We start from the raw sequence: 17375 nt of genomic DNA on the forward strand, positions 1-17375 counted from the left end.
TGGTACCACGGCGACGCGGAGGCCGGGTCCGGAGGGGGGACGCCCGCCCGGGAGCCCGCCCCTAACGTGGAGCACGCGGACGCTGGGTCCGCGCAACCACCCTGAGGAGGCAGCGCGCATGATCGTCGCTGAGAACCTGACCAAGCGCTACGGCGCGAAGACCGCCGTGGACGGCGTGAGCTTCACCGTCCAGCCGGGCATGGTGACCGGATTCCTCGGTCCGAACGGCGCGGGCAAGTCCACGACCATGCGGATGATCGTCGGTCTCGACAGCCCCACGTCGGGATCCGTCACCGTCAACGGCCACCGCTACCGCGACCTCCAGGCGCCGCTCCACGAGGTCGGCGCGCTCCTGGACGCCAAGGCCGTGCACACGGGCCGGAGCGCCTACAACCACCTCCTCGCGATGGCCGCCACGCACGGCATCCCGCGCACCCGGGTCGACGAGGTCATCGAGATGACGGGACTCCAGCCCGTCGCCAAGAAGCGCGTCGGCGGCTTCTCGCTCGGCATGGGGCAGCGGCTCGGCATCGCCGTGGCGCTCCTCGGGGACCCGCGCACGCTGATCCTCGACGAGCCGGTCAACGGGCTCGACCCCGAGGGCGTGCTCTGGGTGCGCAACATCACGCGCTACCTCGCCGGCCAGGGGCGCACCGTGCTCCTCTCCTCGCACCTCATGAGCGAGATGGCGCAGACCGCCGACCACCTCATCGTCCTCGGGCGCGGTCGCGTGCTCGCCGACGCGCCCGTCGCGGCCGTCGTCGCCGGGGCCACGAGCGGGCTCGTCCGCGTGCGCTCGCCCCACGCCGACCGGCTCGGGCAGGCCGTGGCACGACCCGACGTCGTCGTCACGAGCGTGGAGCGCGACGTCATCGAGATCACCGGGCTCAGCGCCGCGCAGGTCGGCGACGCGGCGCTCTCCGCCGGCGTCGTGCTGCACGAGCTCACCCCCGTCACCGCGTCCCTCGAGGACGCCTACCTGTCGCTCACGCAGGGCGACGTCGAGTACCACAGCGCCGCAGTCGGCACGACCGAGCAGGAGACCGCACGATGACCGCCACCAGCACGCCCTACGCACCCGCACCGGTGACCTCGGGCCGGCCCACGCTCCCGCGCCTCATGCGCTCCGAGTGGATCAAGCTCCGCACGCTGCGGTCCACCATCTGGTGCTTCGCGCTCGTGTTCCTCCTCCTGGCCGGCTTCTCGGCGCTCTTCACCCCGTTCGTGGTGGACCAGGTGCGGGCCCAGATCTCCCTCCCCGGCGCCCCCGCGGCCGACCTGCTCGTGTCGGTGGGCCTCAGCGGCGTGACCCTCTCGATGCTCGTCGCCGGCGTGCTCGGCGTGCTCGTCATCAGCGGCGAGTACTCGACCGGCATGATCCGCTCGTCCTTCAGCGCCGCGCCGCGCCGTCTCGGCGTCATCGCGGCCAAGGCGATCGTCTACACGCTCGTCACGTTCGTCGTCACCGCCGTCGCGGTCGCGGTCGCCCTGCTGATCGCCCGCGGGTACTTCGCCTCGGCCGGCGCCGACGTCGACGTGCTGTCGGGCGACTTCCTGCTCGCCGCGCTCGGCGGCGTGCTGTTCGTCGTCCTCATCGGCCTCATGGGCTTCGGGTTCGGGCTGCTGCTGCGCAACGGCGCTGCCGGGATCGGCGCCCTCGTCGGCCTCGTCCTGGTCGTCCCGATCGTCGGCTCGCTGCTCGGCGGGGTGCTCGACTGGGTCGCGAAGCTCGAGCCGTACTTCCCGCTCAGCGCGGGCAACCGGCTCTACAGCACGGGCACCGGGGCCCCCGGCGAGCTGGAGTTCTGGCAGGCGCTGCTGGTCATGGTCGGCTGGGTCGTCGTGATCCTCGTCCCCGCCCTCGTGCTCGCCCGGAAGCGGGACGCCTGATCGACGCCGCCCGGAGGACGCCGTCGGGCGCGGTGGACGCCACCGCGCCCGACGGCGTCCGCCTGCCCACCCCGCCCGGGGCGTTCCGGGGCTGGATGGGGCGGCACCCGCGTCTGGTCGACGGGGCCATCGCGTTCGTCTTCACGTGGGTCTCGATCGCGGCCGGCGCCGCCTCGGGCAGCAGGTCGTCGGTCCCCGCGGCGGGCCTCGTCCTCGTGCTGCTGTCGCTCCTCATGGGCGCGACGCTGATGCTCCGCCGCAGCCGACCCGTGACGGTGCTCGCCGTGAGCGCCGCCTGCGCCACCGCGGACGCCACGCTCACCGGCGCGTTCGACGGCGGCGCGATCCCCCTCGCGCTGTACGCGGTCGCCGTGCACGGGTCGTCGCGACGCGCGTGGATCGGGCTCGGCGCCGCGTCGCTGCTCGCCGGGGTGATCGTGCCCCTGACCGTCGGGACCGGCCCGCTGGCGCTGTCGGCCGCCTCGCTGCTGATCATCAGCCTGATCCCCATGCTCATCGCGACGCTCATCGGAACGAACGTGGGAGGGCGCAAGCGGTACGTGGAGGCGCTGCGGGACCTCGCGGTGCAGCTCGCCCGCGAGCGCGACCAGCAGGCGCGCCTGGCCACGGCGGCGGAGCGGACCCGCATCGCGCGGGAGATCCACGACATCGTCGCCCACGGGATCACGGTCATGGTCACCCTCGCCGACGGCGCCGGGGCGAGCGCCCTCGCCCGCCCGGAGCTCGCACGCGACGCGATGCGCGAGGTCGCGGACACCGGCCGCACGTCCCTCTCCGAGATGCGTCGGATGCTCGGCGTCCTCGCGGAGGAGCCCGGCCCCGTCGACGCCCCCTCCCTCCGCGCGCCGCAGCCCGGTCACGCCGACCTCGCCAGCCTCGTCGACTCCTTCCGCTCGACCGGACTGCCCGTACGCTTCACGAGCACCGGCACGCCGCCCGACGACCCGGGACGCCAGCTCGCCGTCTTCCGCGTCGTGCAGGAGTCGCTCACCAACGTGCTCCGCTACGCGCCCAACGCCGACCGCGTCGACGTGCGGGTCGACCACGGCCCGGACGAGATCACGGTCGAGGTCACCGACGACGACGTCACCGGCCCCGTGGTGCCGCCCGTCCCCGGCAGCGGCCGCGGGCTGGTCGGCGTCTCCGAGCGGATGGCCGTCTACGGCGGCACCGCGTCCGCTGGGCGCCGCGACGCCGGCGGCTGGCGCGTGCTGGCGCGGATGCCGAGCGGCCTCCACGACGTGCGGCCGGGCGACCCGCCGCGATCCCCCGCAGCCGACCCCCGACGATCCCTCACCCCGGAGGACAGATGACCGACAGCCGCACCCCCGTCCGCGTGCTCATCGTGGACGACCAGGCGCTCGTGCGCATGGGCTTCCGCATGGTGCTCGACGCCGAGCCGGGGATCGAGGTGGTCGGCGAGGCCGCCGACGGCCGCACCGCGGTGGCGCGCGTCGGCGAGCTCGCGCCGGACATCGTGCTCATGGACGTGCGCATGCCGGGGATGGACGGGATCGAGGCGACCACGGAGATCGTGGCCCGGCATCCGGCCACGCGCGTCATCGTGCTGACCACCTTCGACCTCGACGAGTACGCGTTCGCCGGGCTCCGCGCGGGTGCGAGCGGCTTCCTCGTCAAGGACACGCGTCCCGAGCACCTGATGGAGGCGATCCGCGCGGTGGCCGACGGCGACGCCGCCATCTCGCCCCGGGTGACGCGCCGCATGATCGAGCTGCTCGGTCCCGCCATGCCCGCGACCGGCGGCGCGGCCGGCACGGGCGAGGGCGCCGCCGACCCGCGCCTGCGCCCGCTGACCGCCCGCGAGCTGGAGGTCCTCACCGCGCTGGCCGAGGGCCTCACCAACCAGGAGATCGCGGGCCGGCTGTTCCTGTCGGAGTCGACCGTGAAGACCCACGTGGGCCGGGTGCTCGCGAAGCTCGAGGTGCGGGACCGGGTGCAGGCCGTGATCCTCGCCTACGACTGCGGGCTCGTGCGGCCCGGTGCGTGACGGCGACCGGCCGCGGTCCGCGGCGGCCCGCGCGGCGGGGGAGGATGTACGGGCCGGCCGCACGCCGGGACGAGACCTCGGGAGCGCGATGACCACGAACGCCCGGGACGCGCGCGTCCCCCGACCGCTGCCCGCGGCTCGCCGCGCCGCCGACCCGCCCGCGGGCGATCCGGGCGCCGGCACGAGCACGGGATCCGACACGAGCCTCCTCGAGCGCTCGGCCGTGCCGCCGGTGTGGAGCTGCGTGGTCTGGAACGACCCGGTGAACCTCATGACGTACGTCTCCTACGTGTTCCGCAGCTACTTCGGCTTCACGCGCGAGCGCGCCGACGAGCTCATGCTGCGCGTGCACGAGGACGGCCGGGCGGTGGTCGCCACGGGGATCCGCGAGGAGATCGAGCGCCACGTCCTCGCCATGCACGGCTACGGCCTCTGGGCGACGCTCGAGCGGGTGGACGCGTGAGGGCCTTCCGCGCGCGGCCCGACGGCACGGTCGCGGCGCACCTCGAGCCGCACGAGGTCCAGATGCTGCGCGGGCTGCTCGACGAGCTCCGCGGGATCCTCGACGAGGGCACCGCGACCGGCGGCGCCGCGGACGGCGCCGCCCGCTCCCCCGTGGCCGAGCGGCTCCTGCCCGACGCCTACCCCGACGACGCGGAGGCGTCCGCGGAGTTCCGGCGCTTCACGGCGTCCGACCTCACCGAGGCCAAGGCCGCGAACGCGACGACGGTCGAGGCGACCCTCGCGGAGGCCGACGCGCGCGGGGCCGGACGGCGCGGGCTGCTCGTGGTGCTGGATCCGACGGGCGCGCAGGCCTGGCTCCGAACCCTCAACGACCTCCGGCTCGCGATCTCGGTGCCCCTGCGGATCGACGAGGCCGACGGCTGGCGCGACCGCGCACCGCGGGAGAGCGCGAGCCTCTACGACTGGCTGACCTTCGCGCAGGGCTCGCTCATCGAGGCCGTGGACCGCTGAGGCGGGCCCCGTCCGTGACGCTCCCTCCCCGCGCCCGGCTCCGGCGAGCATGATGGAGGGGACCCGCGGACCAGCCGGCCCGCCGGGTCCCGTCCGCAGCAGAGGAGCAGCATGCGCGTCGTCGTCATCGGAGCCACCGGGAACCTCGGGACCGGGGTGCTGCGGCGCCTGCATGCCGCGGGGGCCGAGATCGTGGGCGTCGCCCGGCGCATGCCCGACGCCTCCCTGGAGCCGTACTCCGGCGTCACCTGGCGGCTCGCCGACATCGGCGCGGCGGGTGCCGTGTCCGGGCTCGCGGCCACAATGCGCGGCGCCGACGCCGTGATCCACCTGGGCTGGGCCCTGCAGCCGAACCACCGCGAGCGCGTGATGCACCGCACCAACGTCGTCGGCACCGCCCACGTGCTGGAGGCGGTCGCGCAGGCGGGCGTGCCGCAGGTCGTCGTCGCCTCCTCGGTGGGCGCGTACAGCGCGGCGCCCAAGGACCGGCCGCGCGACGAGTCGTGGCCCACCGGCGGGATCCACACCTCCCACTACTCCCGGCACAAAGCCGAGAACGAGCGCGCGATGGACGCCTTCGAGGCCGCGCACCCCGACGTCGTCGTGACGCGCATGCGACCCGGGCTCGTGATGCACGACGAGGCGGCGGCGGAGATCGCGCGCCTCTTCCTCGGCCGCCGGATCCCCACCCGCTGGATGGGGCTCGCCACCCGCACCCCGGTGCTGCCGCTCCCCCGCGAGCTGGTGTCGCAGGTCGTGCACAACGAGGACGTGGCGGACGCGTTCTGGCGCGCCGTCGAGCGTCGGGCCTCCGGCGCGTTCAACATCGCCGCGGAGCCGGTCGTCGATCCCGCGCTCGTCGGCCGCCTGCTCGACGCGCGCGTCGTGGCCGTGCCGCTGCCGGCGCTCCGGGCGCTCGTGTCCGCGAGCTGGCGGGCACGCGTCCAGCGCACGGATCCGGGCTGGATCGACATCGCCGCGAACGTGCCCGTCATGTCGACCGCGCGTGCCCGTGAGGTGCTGGGATGGACGCCCACGCACACCGCGGAGGAGGTGCTGACCGAGTTCGGCCGCGCCTTCGTCCACCGCACCGGTCGCGAGGGCTCGGCGCCGCTCGCCGGATGACGGAGGACGCGGACTTCGTCGCGGCCGCGCTCGAACGGGAGGGCGCCTGGTACCGCGCGGAGGCGGAGCGCGAGCGTCTGAGGTCGGACCTCGAGTTCGTGGGCGCGTCGGTGGGCGCCGTCCGCGGGACCGTGCGCGACCTCGGCCGCCGGCGTCCCGGCATGACCCGGGACGAGGCGGTCGCGCTCGCCTCGGAGCTCTGGCGGTCGCGCGTGTACGAGCGGCGGCTGGCGGCCGTGGTGCTGCTGCAGGAGCACGTCGATCGGCTCGACAACGGCGACCTCACGCGGATCGAGGGCTTCGTGCGGGACGCCCGGCTGCGGGTGCTGGTGGATCCGCTCGCCCTCGACGTCATCGGCCCGCTCGTCGAGCGCCTGACCGGCCCGTCGCGCACCAGGGCCGACGCCGCGCTCGACCGCTGGGCGGGCGAGGCCGACGTGTGGCTGCGCCGCGCCGCCCTGCTCGCACCGACCCGGCCGCTCCGCGCGGGCGGCGGGGACTGGGACGGGTTCCTCCGCCGCGCGCGGGTCGCCCAGGCGGCGCCGCGCGGCGGGCATGACGTGGTGCGCGAGGCGGTCGAGCGGGTGCGGGAGGTCGTGCGCGAGACGCGGCCGGACCTCGCCGCGGATCCCGTCCCCGGCGCCTGACGCTCCGCGCGCGCCCGGGTACGTTCGGGACATGACCTTCGACGACGACGCCCGCATCGACACCAGCAAGGTCACGCGGCGCCGCGGCCGCGGACGCACGACCGGGATCGCCGGCGGCGGCGGCCTCCTCGTGGTGGTGGCCGTGATCCTCGTGCAGCAGTTCACGGGCGTCGACCTGTCCCAGCTCGTCGGCGGCCAGGGCGGCGCCGGAGCAGGCGGCAGCTCCGAGCAGCAGGACGAGGCGATCGAGGGCTGCACGACGGGCCGCGAGGCGAACGCCAGCGTCGAGTGCCGCATGGCCGGTGCCGCCGACTCCCTCGACACCTACTGGACCACCGCGGCGACCGAGGCGGGCGTCGCCGACTACGTCTCCCCCGGCTTCTCGCTCTTCGACGCCGCGACGACCACCGGCTGCGGCGAGGCCTCGAGCGCGACCGGGCCCTTCTACTGCCCGCCGGACCAGCGGCTCTTCGTCGACACCACCTTCTTCGACGAGCTCCGCACGCGCTTCGGCGCCTCGGGCGGGCCGCTCGCGCAGATGTACGTCGTCGGGCACGAGTGGGGCCACCACATCCAGCAGCTCTCCGGCGCGTTCGACCGGGCGGACCGCCGCGGCACCGGCCCGACGTCGGACTCCGTGCGGCTCGAGGTGCAGGCCGACTGCTACGCGGGCGCCTGGGTCGGCGCCGCGTCGGAGATCCGCGACGACTCGGGCACGGCCTTCCTCGAGCCGGTGAGCGCGGCGGAGGTCCGCGACGCGCTCGACGCGGCGGCGGCCGTCGGCGACGACCGCATCCAGGCGGCGAGCGGCGGCGAGGTCGATACGCACACGTGGACCCACGGATCCGCCGAGCAGCGCCAGCGCTGGTTCGAGGCCGGGCGTGCGGGCGGGCCGACGGCGTGCGACACCTTCGCGGTGCCGGGCGCCGAGCTCTAGGTCGCGGGCCTACTCCGCCGTCGGCGCGGGCGGATCCGTGCGGAAGCCGACCAGCCGGTGCGTGCCGTCGCAGTAGGGCTTGATCGACGAGACGCCGCAGCGGCAGAGCGCGACGGTCTTGCGCGTGCGCGGAACGGGCCGGCCCTCGGGGTCGACGATCTCGAACTCGCCGCGCACGAGGAGCGGACCGTCCGGGTACGCGATGATCCGGGGCGGCTCGGCGGCGGCCGGACGCGGAGCCGTGGCGTCCGCCCTGGCGTCCACCTTGGCGTCGTCCGCCGGGAGCGCGCTCACGCGGCGGCCACGACGGCGGCCGTCGAGCCCTCCCGCAGCGACGACCGGCCGGCCTGCCAGCTGGCGAGCACGTGCGCGCCCACCCAGCCCTCGACCTCGAGGCACGCCGCCGCGCCGAACAGCACGTCGTCGAGGAGCTCCGGCTCGGACTCCACGAGCCCGCCCGCGAGGTCGTGCGCCGCGATCTGCTCGTGCACCGCGTCCGCCTCCACGTGCTCGTCGTAGTACCAGGCGACGTCGTCGCCGAAGCCGAGGCGGCGGATCCCGCTCGCGTAGAGGCGGCTGGGCACGCTCGAGGTCATCTCGAACGCGGCGAGGTGGCCGACGATCGCGCCGCGGAGGCGGCGGTGCAGGCCGAAGAGCGACATGGCGTTCGACGACGCGAGCGTGATCGCGGGCACGTCGTCGAGGTAGGCGCCGTAGCGGTCGTCGAGGCCGACGCCGCGGAGGGTCGCGCCGAAGATGGTCGCGTGCACGCGCTCGGGCCGCCCGCCGCCGTACTCGTCGGCCTGGATCTCCACCAGCGCGGCCTTCGCCCGGCCGCGGAGCCGCGGGATCGCCCAGGAGTGCGGGTCGGCCTCCCCCAGCGTGTAGATCGACCGCTGCACGAGGAACTCGCGGAGCTGCTCGAGGGTGGCCTTCCGGGCGACGAAGCGCGAGAGGGAGGGGCCGGAGTCGGCCGAGGTGAGGGCGAACAGCGCGGCGGCGACGCCCGCGGACGTGGGCTCGGGGCGCTCGGGCACGGGGACGCGCTCGCGCAGGGCGGCCTCGAACGCGCGCTCGAGGATGCCGCGGACGGCGACGAGGCGCGGGTCCCACTCGCGCTCGTCGTCGACCCCGGCGATGCCGGCGTGGTGCAGCTCGTAGAGGCAGAACAGGGCCAGCTGGACGTCGTCGTCGCGGACCACGTCGTCCGTCGCGGCGAGCGCCTCGGCGGCCAGCGCGACGAGGTCGACGTCCGGGGCGTCCGGGGCGGCGTCGCCCCGGAGCAGGTCGGCGAGGAGCGCGGCGCTCAGCCTGCCCCGGGATGCGGGGACGGGAGCGGGGAGGGTGCGGACCGCCTCGTGGGCGGTGGCGAGCAGATCGGTCATGCACCCACCCTGCTCCGGGATGCGCCGGCCCTGCCGGGCGTGTCGCGTGGTCCCCGCCAGAGGTAATGCGCGGCGGGCGGGACGAGACGAAGGTATGGATCCGCGCGACGAACGGAGCGGGAACGCACGCGGACGGGTCGCGGCGGACCGGTGCCGCGGACCCGCTGCTAGCGTCCGAAGTCACCCCGCCGGTCCGTCCGTCGGGGCTTCCGGTCCGTCCGCATCGGATCGCTTGACCGGCCTCTCGGCCCGTGAATACGTTTCCCCCGAGGTCACACACGGCGACCCGATGGTCCATACGGAGGCAACACATGGTACGTGCGCAGAACATCACCCGACTCGCCCTCACGGCGATGCTCGGGACCCTGGCCCTGGTGGCCACCACCCTGGTCATGGGCACGCTGCCGATGGCGGACCTCGCCCGGGAGTTCGGCATCCCGACCGCCATCGGCGGCACGGTCCTCAACCTCGCGACGGCCGGGGGCACGGCCGCGACGATCGTCGGGATCCTCGTGGGGCTCGGCTCGGGCGGGCTCGGTCTCATCGCGGCGGCGGGCCGCGAGACCATCAAGCAGTTCCTGCTCAACGAGATCAAGAAGAAGGGCCGCAAGGCCGTCCTCGCCTGGTGACATGACGGTCTCGCGGACGCTCGATCGGAAGGCGCATCGGATGCGTGCGCAGACCCTCACCCTGGACACCGTGCTCCACCGCCGTCGCTGGCGTGCGGAGCGCGGTGTCCTCCTCGCGTTGCTGCGGCGGGGAGGCCGCCGCTGGGCCCCGCTCGCGCAGCTGGTCGGCGCCGACCTCCCCGGACGCAGCACGGCCGCGTCGATCCGCATCAGCATGGGCGCGGCCCTGGCCGTCGGCCTCCTGGCGAGCGTGTCGCTCGCGGTCGCCGCGGGGGCCCAGCCGCTCCGGCTGCCCCTCGACGTGGCCGTGCCCGCCGCCGCGGCCGCCGTGCTGCTCCTCGCCGCGCTGACGGGCGCCGCGTCGTGGCGACGCGTCGCCGTCCTGCCGTTCGACGACCTCCGACGCCTGTCCCCCCTGCCGGACGCGCGGCTCGCCCACCGGCTCGCCCGCACGGCCCTCGTCTACTCGCTGGTGTGCAGCGCCCCCGCCTGGGCCGCGCCTCCCCTGGCCGCCCTCGCGGTGTCCGTGCCGCCCGAGGGCCGAGGGGCCGCGCTCGCCGCCGTGCCGCCGCTGCTCCTCGGGGCCGCGGGCCTGTTCGCGCTCGGCCACGGGGCCGGCGCGCGCGTCGCCATCACCCTCGTCCGCGCCCGCGCATCGGGCCGCGTCGGCGGGCGCCGGCTCCTCGTGCACCTCACCGCCTGCGCGATCGGCGCCACGCTCGGCTGGCTCGTCGCCCGGAACCTGCTCGTCACCGCCGTCACGACGCTGCAGGACGCGTTCCCGGACCTCGGCCGGCTGGCGGACGCCTCCACCTGGCAGGACATCGAACCGCTCGCGGCGGCGTACCTCGAGCGCGCCTGGGCCGGTCCGTCCTCCGCGCTCGCCGCGCTGGATCCGCGCACCTGCGCCCTCGCCGTCGCGATCGCCCTGCTCGTGGCCGCCGCCGCGGCCCACCTGATCCCGCCGGCGCTCGTCTCCCGGGACCCCGGCCCGCGGGCAGCGGACGGCCCGACCCGGCCCGATGCGTTCGACGCGTGGGTCGACCGGCTCGGCGCCGTGCGCGCACCGGGGCGCCCCGCCGACGCGGACGCGCTGCGGGTGGTGCTGCTCCGCCGCCTCCGCGCGTCGCGCTGGGCCGTCGCCCCGGCGTTCTGGGCGCGGATCCTGCCGACCGTGGAGTCGTCCGTCCAGCTCGGCGTCGCGGCCGGGCTCGCCCTGGGCGTCCCGGGGACCGGCCTGTCGACCCTGGTCCTCGTCATCGGCGTCCTCTTCGCGGTGCACGGCGGTGCGACCGAGATGCGCGCGGAGCTCGCGCCCGCCACCGCGGTGCAGGCCGACGGGCCGGCCGTGCACCTCCTGCGCCAGGCGCCGGGCGGGCGCGGGATCCTCCGCGCCACGCGCGCCCGATCCGACCTCCTCACCCTGCAGCTCGTCCCGTCGACGGCGGTCGTCCTCGCCGCGGTGCTGGCCGTCGCGTGGGCCGACGGCCTGTCCCCGTGGAGCGTCGCGCTGCTCGTCGCCGTGGCCGCGGTGAGCCCGCTCGTCGCCGCGTCCGCGCAGTGGTACATGGGGCCGCGGCTCTACCTCGACGCCGCGGAGCAGCGGGCGGAGGAGGCCGGCCTCGACTCCTCGGCCCAGGACCTCCAGCGGGCGATGCAGGCCGCTCCCCGCTACCCGCTCGTGGTCGTGCCGGCCCTCCTCACGACGTGCGCGTTCCTGCTGCAGGCCCACGTGCCCGACGGCCTGCTCCTGGCGCTCGCGGTGGCCGTGGTCGCCATCCAGCCGATCGGGCTCGTCCTCCTGGGGCGCGCATCCCGCGCGCTCCTCGGCCCCGAGCACCGGGGGGCGGCGTCGTGACGCGCGCCGAGGCCGCCGTGCCGGCGTCGGCGGACGCGCGCCCGGGATCCGCGGGGGCGGGCCCCGTGGCGGGCGTCGCCGGGGCCGTGGCGCTCGTCGCGTTCCTCGTCGGCGCGGCCTACGGGGCCTGGGCGCTGCCCACGGCGGCGACCGTCGCCGACCTGGCGGGGTCGGGCACCGGCGGCGACGCGGCCTCCTTCGCCATCGCGCGCAACAACCTGGGGGTCGCGGCCGTCATGCTGCTCGTCGGCACGGCCACCGCCTCGCTGGGCGCGGCGGCCGTGCTCCTCGTGAACGGGCTCCTGATCGGCCAGCTGACGGCGCTCCTCTGGGACGGGGGACGCCTCGACGCCCTCGCCACGGGGCTCCTGCCGCACGCGCCGCTCGAGCTGGCCGGCCTGTGCGCCGTCGCCGCGGCCAGCGCCCTCCCCGCGCAGGCGGTCCTCGGCCGCATCCTGCCGTCCCGGTCCGCCGGCCCACCCCGTCCGCTGCCCGTCCGCCCCTTCGCCCTCCTGCTCGCCCTCGCCGTCGTCCTCATCCTCGCCGCCGCCTGGGTGGAGGGCCACATCAGCCACGTCACGATGAACGGAGCCGTCGCATGACCGCACACGCCCCCCTGTCCGCACCCCCGAGGGGGCCAGCCCCCGCCGACGCGGCCCGCTCCCTCCCGCGGCTGCCGCGCGCCGCCGGCGTCGCGCTCGTGCTCCTCTCGGCGCTCGCCGTCGCCGCCGCGTTCGTCGTCGTGCTGCACGCGCTGGCGACGCAGCCCGGCAGCGCCATGGGCGACGACGTCGTCCTCGTCGCCGTGGTGGGAGCCATCGTGCTCATCCCGATCATGGGCCTCCTGGCGCTCATCGCGTCGTCGGTCGCCGGCCTCGTGATCTCCGTCGTCGACCGGCGCTACGACGACCGCCGCCTCCTGCTCGTCACGCTCGTCTGCATGTCGACCGGAGCACTCGTGAGCGCGCTGGCGACGGGCGCGCTGCTCTCGGGATCCGGCGCCGACCGCGCACCGCTCCTCGTGGGAGCGGTCGCGCACCTCGGCATCATCGCCGCCTTCGCGGTCGCCGCCGTCCGGCTGGCGGGGGTGCGGCCGCGCGCCGCCGTCCTCGTCGCCGTCGTGCCGGCCGCGTACACCGTCGTGAGCGCCCTCCTGGCGGCCGCCCATGCATGAGCTCCGCGTCGACGCCCTCGACTACCGCCACCAGGGCGCGGACGACGACACCGTGCACGGGTTCTCGGCGACCTTCCCCTCCGGCCGGGCGACGTGGCTGGAGGGCCGCAACGGCATCGGCAAGACCACGCTGCTGGAGCTCGTGGCGGGCCTCCGCCGCCCCGCCCGGGGGTCGATCACCCTCGACGGCGACGAGCTGGAGCGCTCGCGGGTGCTCCTGCTGCCGAGCGACCCGCCGGTGTTCCCGGAGCTCGACGCGGAGGAGCACGCCGCGCTCGTCTGCGAGCTCTGGGAGCTGGACGCCGCGCGCCGGGCCGCCTTCCGGCCGCGCTTCGCCGACGCCCTGGCCGAGCTCGCGATGCCGTCCGCGCGCGCCCTGATCGGCACGTACTCCACCGGCATGCGCCAGAAGCTCGCCCTCGCCCTCGGCCTCGCGCTCGCCCCGGACGTGCTGCTGCTCGACGAGCCGCTCACGGCCACCGACGCGACCAGCCAGGACGCGTCGCGCCGCCTCCTCGAGGCGCACGCGCGCGACCACGTGCTCGTGCTCACGAGCCACATCCCGGCGATCGTGGAGCCCCTGCATCCCCGCGTCGTGCACATGGAGCAGGGGGCGCGCCGATGAGGATCGCGATCCCCGTGGGCATCGTCGCGGTCGCCGCCATCGCCGGGGGGCTCCTGGTCGTCGGCGCCGACACGCAGGCCGGGCGGATCATCGCGGCGGTCGGCGTGGTGCTGCTGTGGGTGCCGCTCCGCGAGGGCATGCGCCGCGCGTCCGCGCGCCGCGACCGCGGACGGGATCCCCGGGCCTGACGCCCCCGGGCGCCGGGCTCCCGCCGGGACGCGGGCGGGTCCGCATCCGGGATACTGCGGGGAGGCCCGCGCGCGACGGGCGACGGCCGGCGCGAGGAGGTGCCCCATGCGACGCGGCACCAACCTGCCCGCCATCGGCGGCTACAACCGCACGGTGGTGCTCGACGCGGTGCGCCGCGCCGCCGCGGGCGCCAGCCGGTCGGAGCTCGCGGAGCGCACGGGGCTCAGCGCGCAGACCGTCACCAACGTCACCCGCCGCCTCATCGACGAGGGCCTCGTGCGCGAGGGCGGCACCGTGATCCGCGGGCCGGGGAAGCCGCGCACCCTGCTGCACCTCGTGGCCGAGGGGCGCTTCGCGGTCGGGGTGCACGTGGATCCCGCGGTCATCACCTCGGTGCTCCTCGACCTCGAGGGCACGGTCCTCGGGCACGTGAGCAGCGCGACCCCCTCGGCGTCACGGCCCGACGAGGTCGTGGCGCTCGTCGCGCGTCTCGTCGACGGCCTCATCGCCGATGCGGGGGTCGACCGCCGGGCCGTGCTCGGCGTGGGCCTGGCGGCGCCGGGTCCCATCGACGTGGGCGCCGGCCTGGTGCTGGATCCGCCGATGCTCCCCCGCTGGCGCCACGTGCCGCTCCGCTCGGCCCTCAGCACGGCCACCGGCCTGCCCGTGCTCCTCGAGAAGGACGTGACCGCGGCCGCGGTCGCGGAGCTGTGGTACGGCACCGGGGATCGCCGCCATCTGGCGTTCGTCTACTACGGCACGGGCTTCGGCACCGGGCTCGTGCTGGGCGGCGAGCCCGTGCGCGGCGCGAGCTCGAACGCCGGCGACTCGGGGCACGTGATGGTCGCCTCGCGCGGCCGGCGGTGCACGTGCGGGCGGGTCGGCTGCGTCGGCGAGCTGATCACGCCGCACGCGCTCGTGCGGCAGGCCGTCGAGGGCGGCGTGCTCGCGGCCGGCGACGTCTCGGACGCCGCGCTCGCGGAGGCCGCGGCGAGCGGCGACGCGGTCGACATGCGGCTCATCGGCGAGGCCTTCCACGCCCTCGCCGCGCGGGCCGACGCCGAGGACGGACCGGCACGCCGCATCGTCGAGGCGGCGGCGCGGCACCTCGCACGGGCCATCGTGATCCAGGTCAACCTCCTCGACCTCGACGAGGTGGTCTGCGGCGGGCCGTTCTGGCACCCCGTCTCGCGCGCGATGCTGCGGGTGCTGCCCGAGGAGGTGCGCCGGTCCCCCGCCCTCATCGCGAAGCACCCGGTGCGCATCGTCGAGTCGGCCGTCGGCGAGGACGTCGCCGCCGTCGGCGCCGCGTGCCTCGTGCTCGACAACGCGTTCTCGCCGCGTCCGTCGGCGATGCTCATCCACGGATAGCCGCACGCGCGGAGCAGGCCCTCGACGCCCGCAGCCGGATCGGCGCGCAAGATGTCTTGACATGGATTAGTCCATACGTTTGGCTAACCCCGACGACCCGCGACGATGCCGGCCGTCCGAGCCAGTGGAGCAAGGGAGCACCATGACGAACCATCTGCCGCACCGCAGGACGCGATCCCGCATCCTCCCGATCACGGCGGCGTCCGTCGCCGCCCTCCTCCTCGCCACGGGCTGCTCGGGCGGCTCGGGCGGCGGCGACGGGAAGACCCTCAAGGTCGCGTACCAGGAGTTCGGGACGTTCACGCAGATGGACGCCCACATGAAGGAGACCGCGAAGACCTTCGAGGCCGCGAACCCCGGCATGAAGGTCGAGTTCGTGCCCATCGCCGCGCAGAACGACGACTACTTCACGAAGCTCGCGCTCATGAACCGCTCCGCGTCCACGGCGCCCGACGTGATGTACGAGGACACCTTCAAGGTGAAGTCCGACGCGGCCGCCGGCTACCTCCTCCCCCTCGACGACCACGTGGCCAAGTGGGACGACTGGTCGCAGTTCTTCGACTCCGCCAAGCAGGCGGGCGTCGGCGAGGACGGCAAGGTCTACGGGATCCCGATGGGCACCGACACGCGCGCCCTCTGGTACAACAAGGACCTCTTCGCGAAGGCCGGGCTGCCCGTGCCGTGGGAGCCCAAGACCTGGGACGACGTGCTCGACGCCGCGAAGACGATCAAGCAGAAGCTGCCGGACGTGGTGCCCATCAACGTCTACTCGGGCAAGCCGCAGGGCGAGGGCGCGACGATGCAGGGCTTCGAGATGCTGCACTACGGCACCCCCACGGGCACCCTCTACGACGACGCGACAGGCAAGTGGATCACCGGCTCCCCGGGCTTCGAGGACTCGCTCGGCTTCATCCGCGACGTCTACCAGGGCGGCGTCGGCCCGAAGCCCGAGGAGGCGCTCGACACCAACATCAGCACCATCGTCGGGGGCGAGTGGCTCCCGCAGGGCAAGCTCGCGATCGACCTCGACGGCTCCTGGCTGAGCGGTACCTGGCTCGACACCGGCACGAACCCGTGGCCCGAGTGGAGCGACGTCATGGGCCAGGCGCCCATGCCCACGCAGGACGGCCAGGCGCCCGGCGCCGTGAGCATGTCGGGCGGCTGGACCCTCGCGGTCGGCGCGAGGACGAAGGCCCCCGACAAGGCGTTCGAGTTCATCGCGGACGCGCTCGACGCGGAGGGCTCGAAGTCGTACGACATCGCGGCGAGCCAGATCGCGGTGCGCAAGGACGTCGCCGAGGACCCGGAGTACGTCGCCTCCAACCCGACCTTCGGGTTCTTCTCCTCCCTCGTCGATCGGACGCACTTCCGCCCGGCGACGACCGACTACAGCCGCATCTCGAACGCCATCACGGTCGCCATGGAGTCCGTGATGACCGGCCAGCAGACGCCCGAGGAGGCCGCGGCCGCCTACGACCAGGCGCTCGTCGGCATCGTCGGCGAGGACGGGACACAGAAGGCCGAGGACTGACCGGTGGCGACCCTCGCGCCCGTCCCGGTCGGCCGGGACGCCGATCCGCGGGACGCCGGCCGGCGTGACCCGGCGGGATCCGGCGGCGCACCGGGATCGGGCGCGCCGTCGCCCGTCCGGCCGGGCCGCGCCCGCGCCCACGCGCTCCGCACCGGCGCGCGCACCATCCCGCTGCTGCCCTCGATCGTCCTGCTCGCCCTGTTCCTCCTCGGCCCCGTGATCTCGAGCCTCTACGGATCCTTCACCGACGCGTCCCTCACCGGGTACGCCGCCGGCGGCGCGCAGTTCATCGGGTTCGACAACTACACGGCGCTGTTCGCGGATCCCGACTTCCCGAAGTCGGTGCTCCTCACGCTCGCGTTCGTGTTCTTCTCGGCCGTCGTCGGGCAGAACGTCGTGGGCCTCGGGCTGGCGCTGCTCATGCGGCAGGGGAACCGGCTCGTGCGCGCGGTCGTCGGCACCTTCGTCATCGCGGCGTGGGTGCTGCCGGAGATCGTCGCCGCGTTCGCCGCGTACGCGTTCTTCAACGACTCGGGCACGCTCAACACGATCTTGGGCTGGTTCGGGATCCAGGGCGCGAACTGGCTCTACGGCCTGCCGCTGCTGTCCGTGATCCTCGCGAACGTCTGGCGCGGATCCGCCTTCTCGATGCTCGTGTACTCGGCGGCCGTGCAGGAGGTGCCGCCGGAGATCACCGAGTCGGCCGAGGTGGACGGCGCGACCGGCTGGCAGCGGCTCGTCTTCATCACGCTGCCGGTGATCCGCCGCAGCATCTCGACGAACCTCATGCTCACCACGCTGCAGACGCTGTCCGTGTTCACCCTCATCTTCGTGATGACGGGCGGCGGACCCGGCACCAGCAGCTCGACCCTGCCGATCCTCGCCTACCAGGAGGCGTTCCAGTTCTCCCAGTTGGGCTTCGGCACCGCGATCGCCACGATCATGCTCCTCGTCGGAGCGGTGTTCAGCGTGATCTACATCAGGGCCCTGCGCCCGGAGGTGGACTGACC

General features: G+C 75.2%; 20 protein-coding genes. 18 read left to right on the top strand and 2 right to left on the bottom strand.

The annotated features are described in order from the left end of the window. Window positions 1-118: 118 nt before the first annotated feature. The 9 genes from ACMT9T_RS03725 to ypfJ all read left to right on the top strand — a co-directional run bounded on the left by ACMT9T_RS03725 (window position 119) and on the right by ypfJ (window position 7603). On the top strand, window positions 119-1054 hold the full coding sequence (locus ACMT9T_RS03725) for an ABC transporter ATP-binding protein (protein ID WP_414744289.1): 936 nt from the start codon (window positions 119-121) through the stop codon (window positions 1052-1054). Next, a complete protein-coding gene (locus tag ACMT9T_RS03730) occupies window positions 1051-1890 on the top strand; it encodes an ABC transporter permease subunit (RefSeq protein WP_414744290.1) in 840 nt (279 codons plus the stop codon). The genes ACMT9T_RS03725 and ACMT9T_RS03730 overlap by 4 nt, the downstream gene beginning before the upstream one ends. 32 nt (window positions 1891-1922) lie before the next feature. Further along, the gene (locus ACMT9T_RS03735; protein ID WP_414744291.1) at window positions 1923-3224 is read left to right on the top strand and encodes a sensor histidine kinase; all 1302 of its coding nucleotides are present in this window, start codon (window positions 1923-1925) and stop codon (window positions 3222-3224) included. Then, window positions 3221-3919 (top strand): response regulator transcription factor, encoded by a 699-nt coding sequence (locus tag ACMT9T_RS03740; protein WP_414744292.1) that lies wholly within the window; start codon window positions 3221-3223, stop codon window positions 3917-3919. Before ACMT9T_RS03735 ends, ACMT9T_RS03740 begins: the two co-directional genes overlap by 4 nt. Before the next feature lie 88 nt (window positions 3920-4007). Then, the gene (gene clpS, locus ACMT9T_RS03745) at window positions 4008-4382 is read left to right on the top strand and encodes an ATP-dependent Clp protease adapter ClpS (RefSeq protein ID WP_414744293.1); all 375 of its coding nucleotides are present in this window, start codon (window positions 4008-4010) and stop codon (window positions 4380-4382) included. After that, entirely contained in the window at window positions 4379-4894 is a 516-nt protein-coding gene (locus ACMT9T_RS03750; RefSeq protein ID WP_414744294.1) for a DUF2017 family protein, read from the top strand. Before clpS ends, ACMT9T_RS03750 begins: the two co-directional genes overlap by 4 nt. A gap of 111 nt (window positions 4895-5005) precedes the next feature. Continuing rightward, entirely contained in the window at window positions 5006-6019 is a 1014-nt protein-coding gene (locus ACMT9T_RS03755) for an NAD-dependent epimerase/dehydratase family protein (RefSeq protein ID WP_414744295.1), read from the top strand. Beyond that, the gene (locus ACMT9T_RS03760) at window positions 6016-6666 is read left to right on the top strand and encodes a DNA alkylation repair protein (protein WP_414744296.1); all 651 of its coding nucleotides are present in this window, start codon (window positions 6016-6018) and stop codon (window positions 6664-6666) included. Before ACMT9T_RS03755 ends, ACMT9T_RS03760 begins: the two co-directional genes overlap by 4 nt. Before the next feature lie 31 nt (window positions 6667-6697). Continuing rightward, window positions 6698-7603, top strand: a complete 906-nt coding sequence (gene ypfJ / locus ACMT9T_RS03765; RefSeq protein ID WP_414744297.1) for a KPN_02809 family neutral zinc metallopeptidase — start codon at window positions 6698-6700, stop codon at window positions 7601-7603. Between the two features lie 9 nt (window positions 7604-7612). On the opposite strand, the gene ACMT9T_RS03770 is transcribed toward ypfJ, so the two are convergent. Further along, the gene (locus ACMT9T_RS03770; RefSeq protein WP_414744298.1) at window positions 7613-7897 is read right to left on the bottom strand and encodes a CDGSH iron-sulfur domain-containing protein; all 285 of its coding nucleotides are present in this window, start codon (window positions 7895-7897) and stop codon (window positions 7613-7615) included. After that, window positions 7894-8988 carry an iron-containing redox enzyme family protein gene (locus tag ACMT9T_RS03775; RefSeq protein ID WP_414744299.1) on the bottom strand — a complete coding sequence of 365 codons (1095 nt, stop codon included), beginning with the start codon at window positions 8986-8988 and terminating at the stop codon, window positions 7894-7896. The genes ACMT9T_RS03770 and ACMT9T_RS03775 overlap by 4 nt, the downstream gene beginning before the upstream one ends. Window positions 8989-9299: 311 nt before the next feature. On the opposite strand from ACMT9T_RS03775, the gene ACMT9T_RS03780 reads away from it, so the two are divergent. The 9 genes from ACMT9T_RS03780 to ACMT9T_RS03820 all read left to right on the top strand — a co-directional run bounded on the left by ACMT9T_RS03780 (window position 9300) and on the right by ACMT9T_RS03820 (window position 17373). After that, the gene (locus ACMT9T_RS03780; RefSeq protein WP_414744300.1) at window positions 9300-9617 is read left to right on the top strand and encodes a circular bacteriocin, circularin A/uberolysin family; all 318 of its coding nucleotides are present in this window, start codon (window positions 9300-9302) and stop codon (window positions 9615-9617) included. A gap of 40 nt (window positions 9618-9657) precedes the next feature. Further along, the gene (locus tag ACMT9T_RS03785; RefSeq protein ID WP_414744301.1) at window positions 9658-11475 is read left to right on the top strand and encodes a hypothetical protein; all 1818 of its coding nucleotides are present in this window, start codon (window positions 9658-9660) and stop codon (window positions 11473-11475) included. Continuing rightward, window positions 11472-12077, top strand: a complete 606-nt coding sequence (locus tag ACMT9T_RS03790) for a stage II sporulation protein M (RefSeq protein ID WP_414744302.1) — start codon at window positions 11472-11474, stop codon at window positions 12075-12077. Before ACMT9T_RS03785 ends, ACMT9T_RS03790 begins: the two co-directional genes overlap by 4 nt. After that, window positions 12074-12649: a hypothetical protein gene (locus ACMT9T_RS03795; protein ID WP_414744303.1), complete on the top strand. Its 576-nt coding sequence runs from the start codon at window positions 12074-12076 to the stop codon at window positions 12647-12649. The genes ACMT9T_RS03790 and ACMT9T_RS03795 overlap by 4 nt, the downstream gene beginning before the upstream one ends. Further along, the gene (locus ACMT9T_RS03800) at window positions 12642-13274 is read left to right on the top strand and encodes an ABC transporter ATP-binding protein (RefSeq protein ID WP_414744304.1); all 633 of its coding nucleotides are present in this window, start codon (window positions 12642-12644) and stop codon (window positions 13272-13274) included. The genes ACMT9T_RS03795 and ACMT9T_RS03800 overlap by 8 nt, the downstream gene beginning before the upstream one ends. Beyond that, the gene (locus ACMT9T_RS03805; protein ID WP_414744305.1) at window positions 13271-13462 is read left to right on the top strand and encodes a hypothetical protein; all 192 of its coding nucleotides are present in this window, start codon (window positions 13271-13273) and stop codon (window positions 13460-13462) included. Before ACMT9T_RS03800 ends, ACMT9T_RS03805 begins: the two co-directional genes overlap by 4 nt. Window positions 13463-13568: 106 nt before the next feature. Next, on the top strand, window positions 13569-14834 hold the full coding sequence (locus ACMT9T_RS03810) for an ROK family transcriptional regulator (protein ID WP_414744306.1): 1266 nt from the start codon (window positions 13569-13571) through the stop codon (window positions 14832-14834). A gap of 142 nt (window positions 14835-14976) precedes the next feature. Further along, entirely contained in the window at window positions 14977-16365 is a 1389-nt protein-coding gene (locus tag ACMT9T_RS03815; protein WP_414744307.1) for an extracellular solute-binding protein, read from the top strand. A 3-nt stretch (window positions 16366-16368) separates the two neighbouring features. Beyond that, window positions 16369-17373, top strand: coding sequence for a carbohydrate ABC transporter permease (locus ACMT9T_RS03820; protein ID WP_414744308.1), 1005 nt, complete (start codon window positions 16369-16371; stop codon window positions 17371-17373). Window positions 17374-17375 lie beyond the last annotated feature (2 nt).

The sequence above is a fragment of the Clavibacter vidaverae genome (genome assembly GCF_047529985.1).
Taxonomy (GTDB): Bacteria; Actinomycetota; Actinomycetes; order Actinomycetales; family Microbacteriaceae; genus Clavibacter; species Clavibacter nebraskensis_A.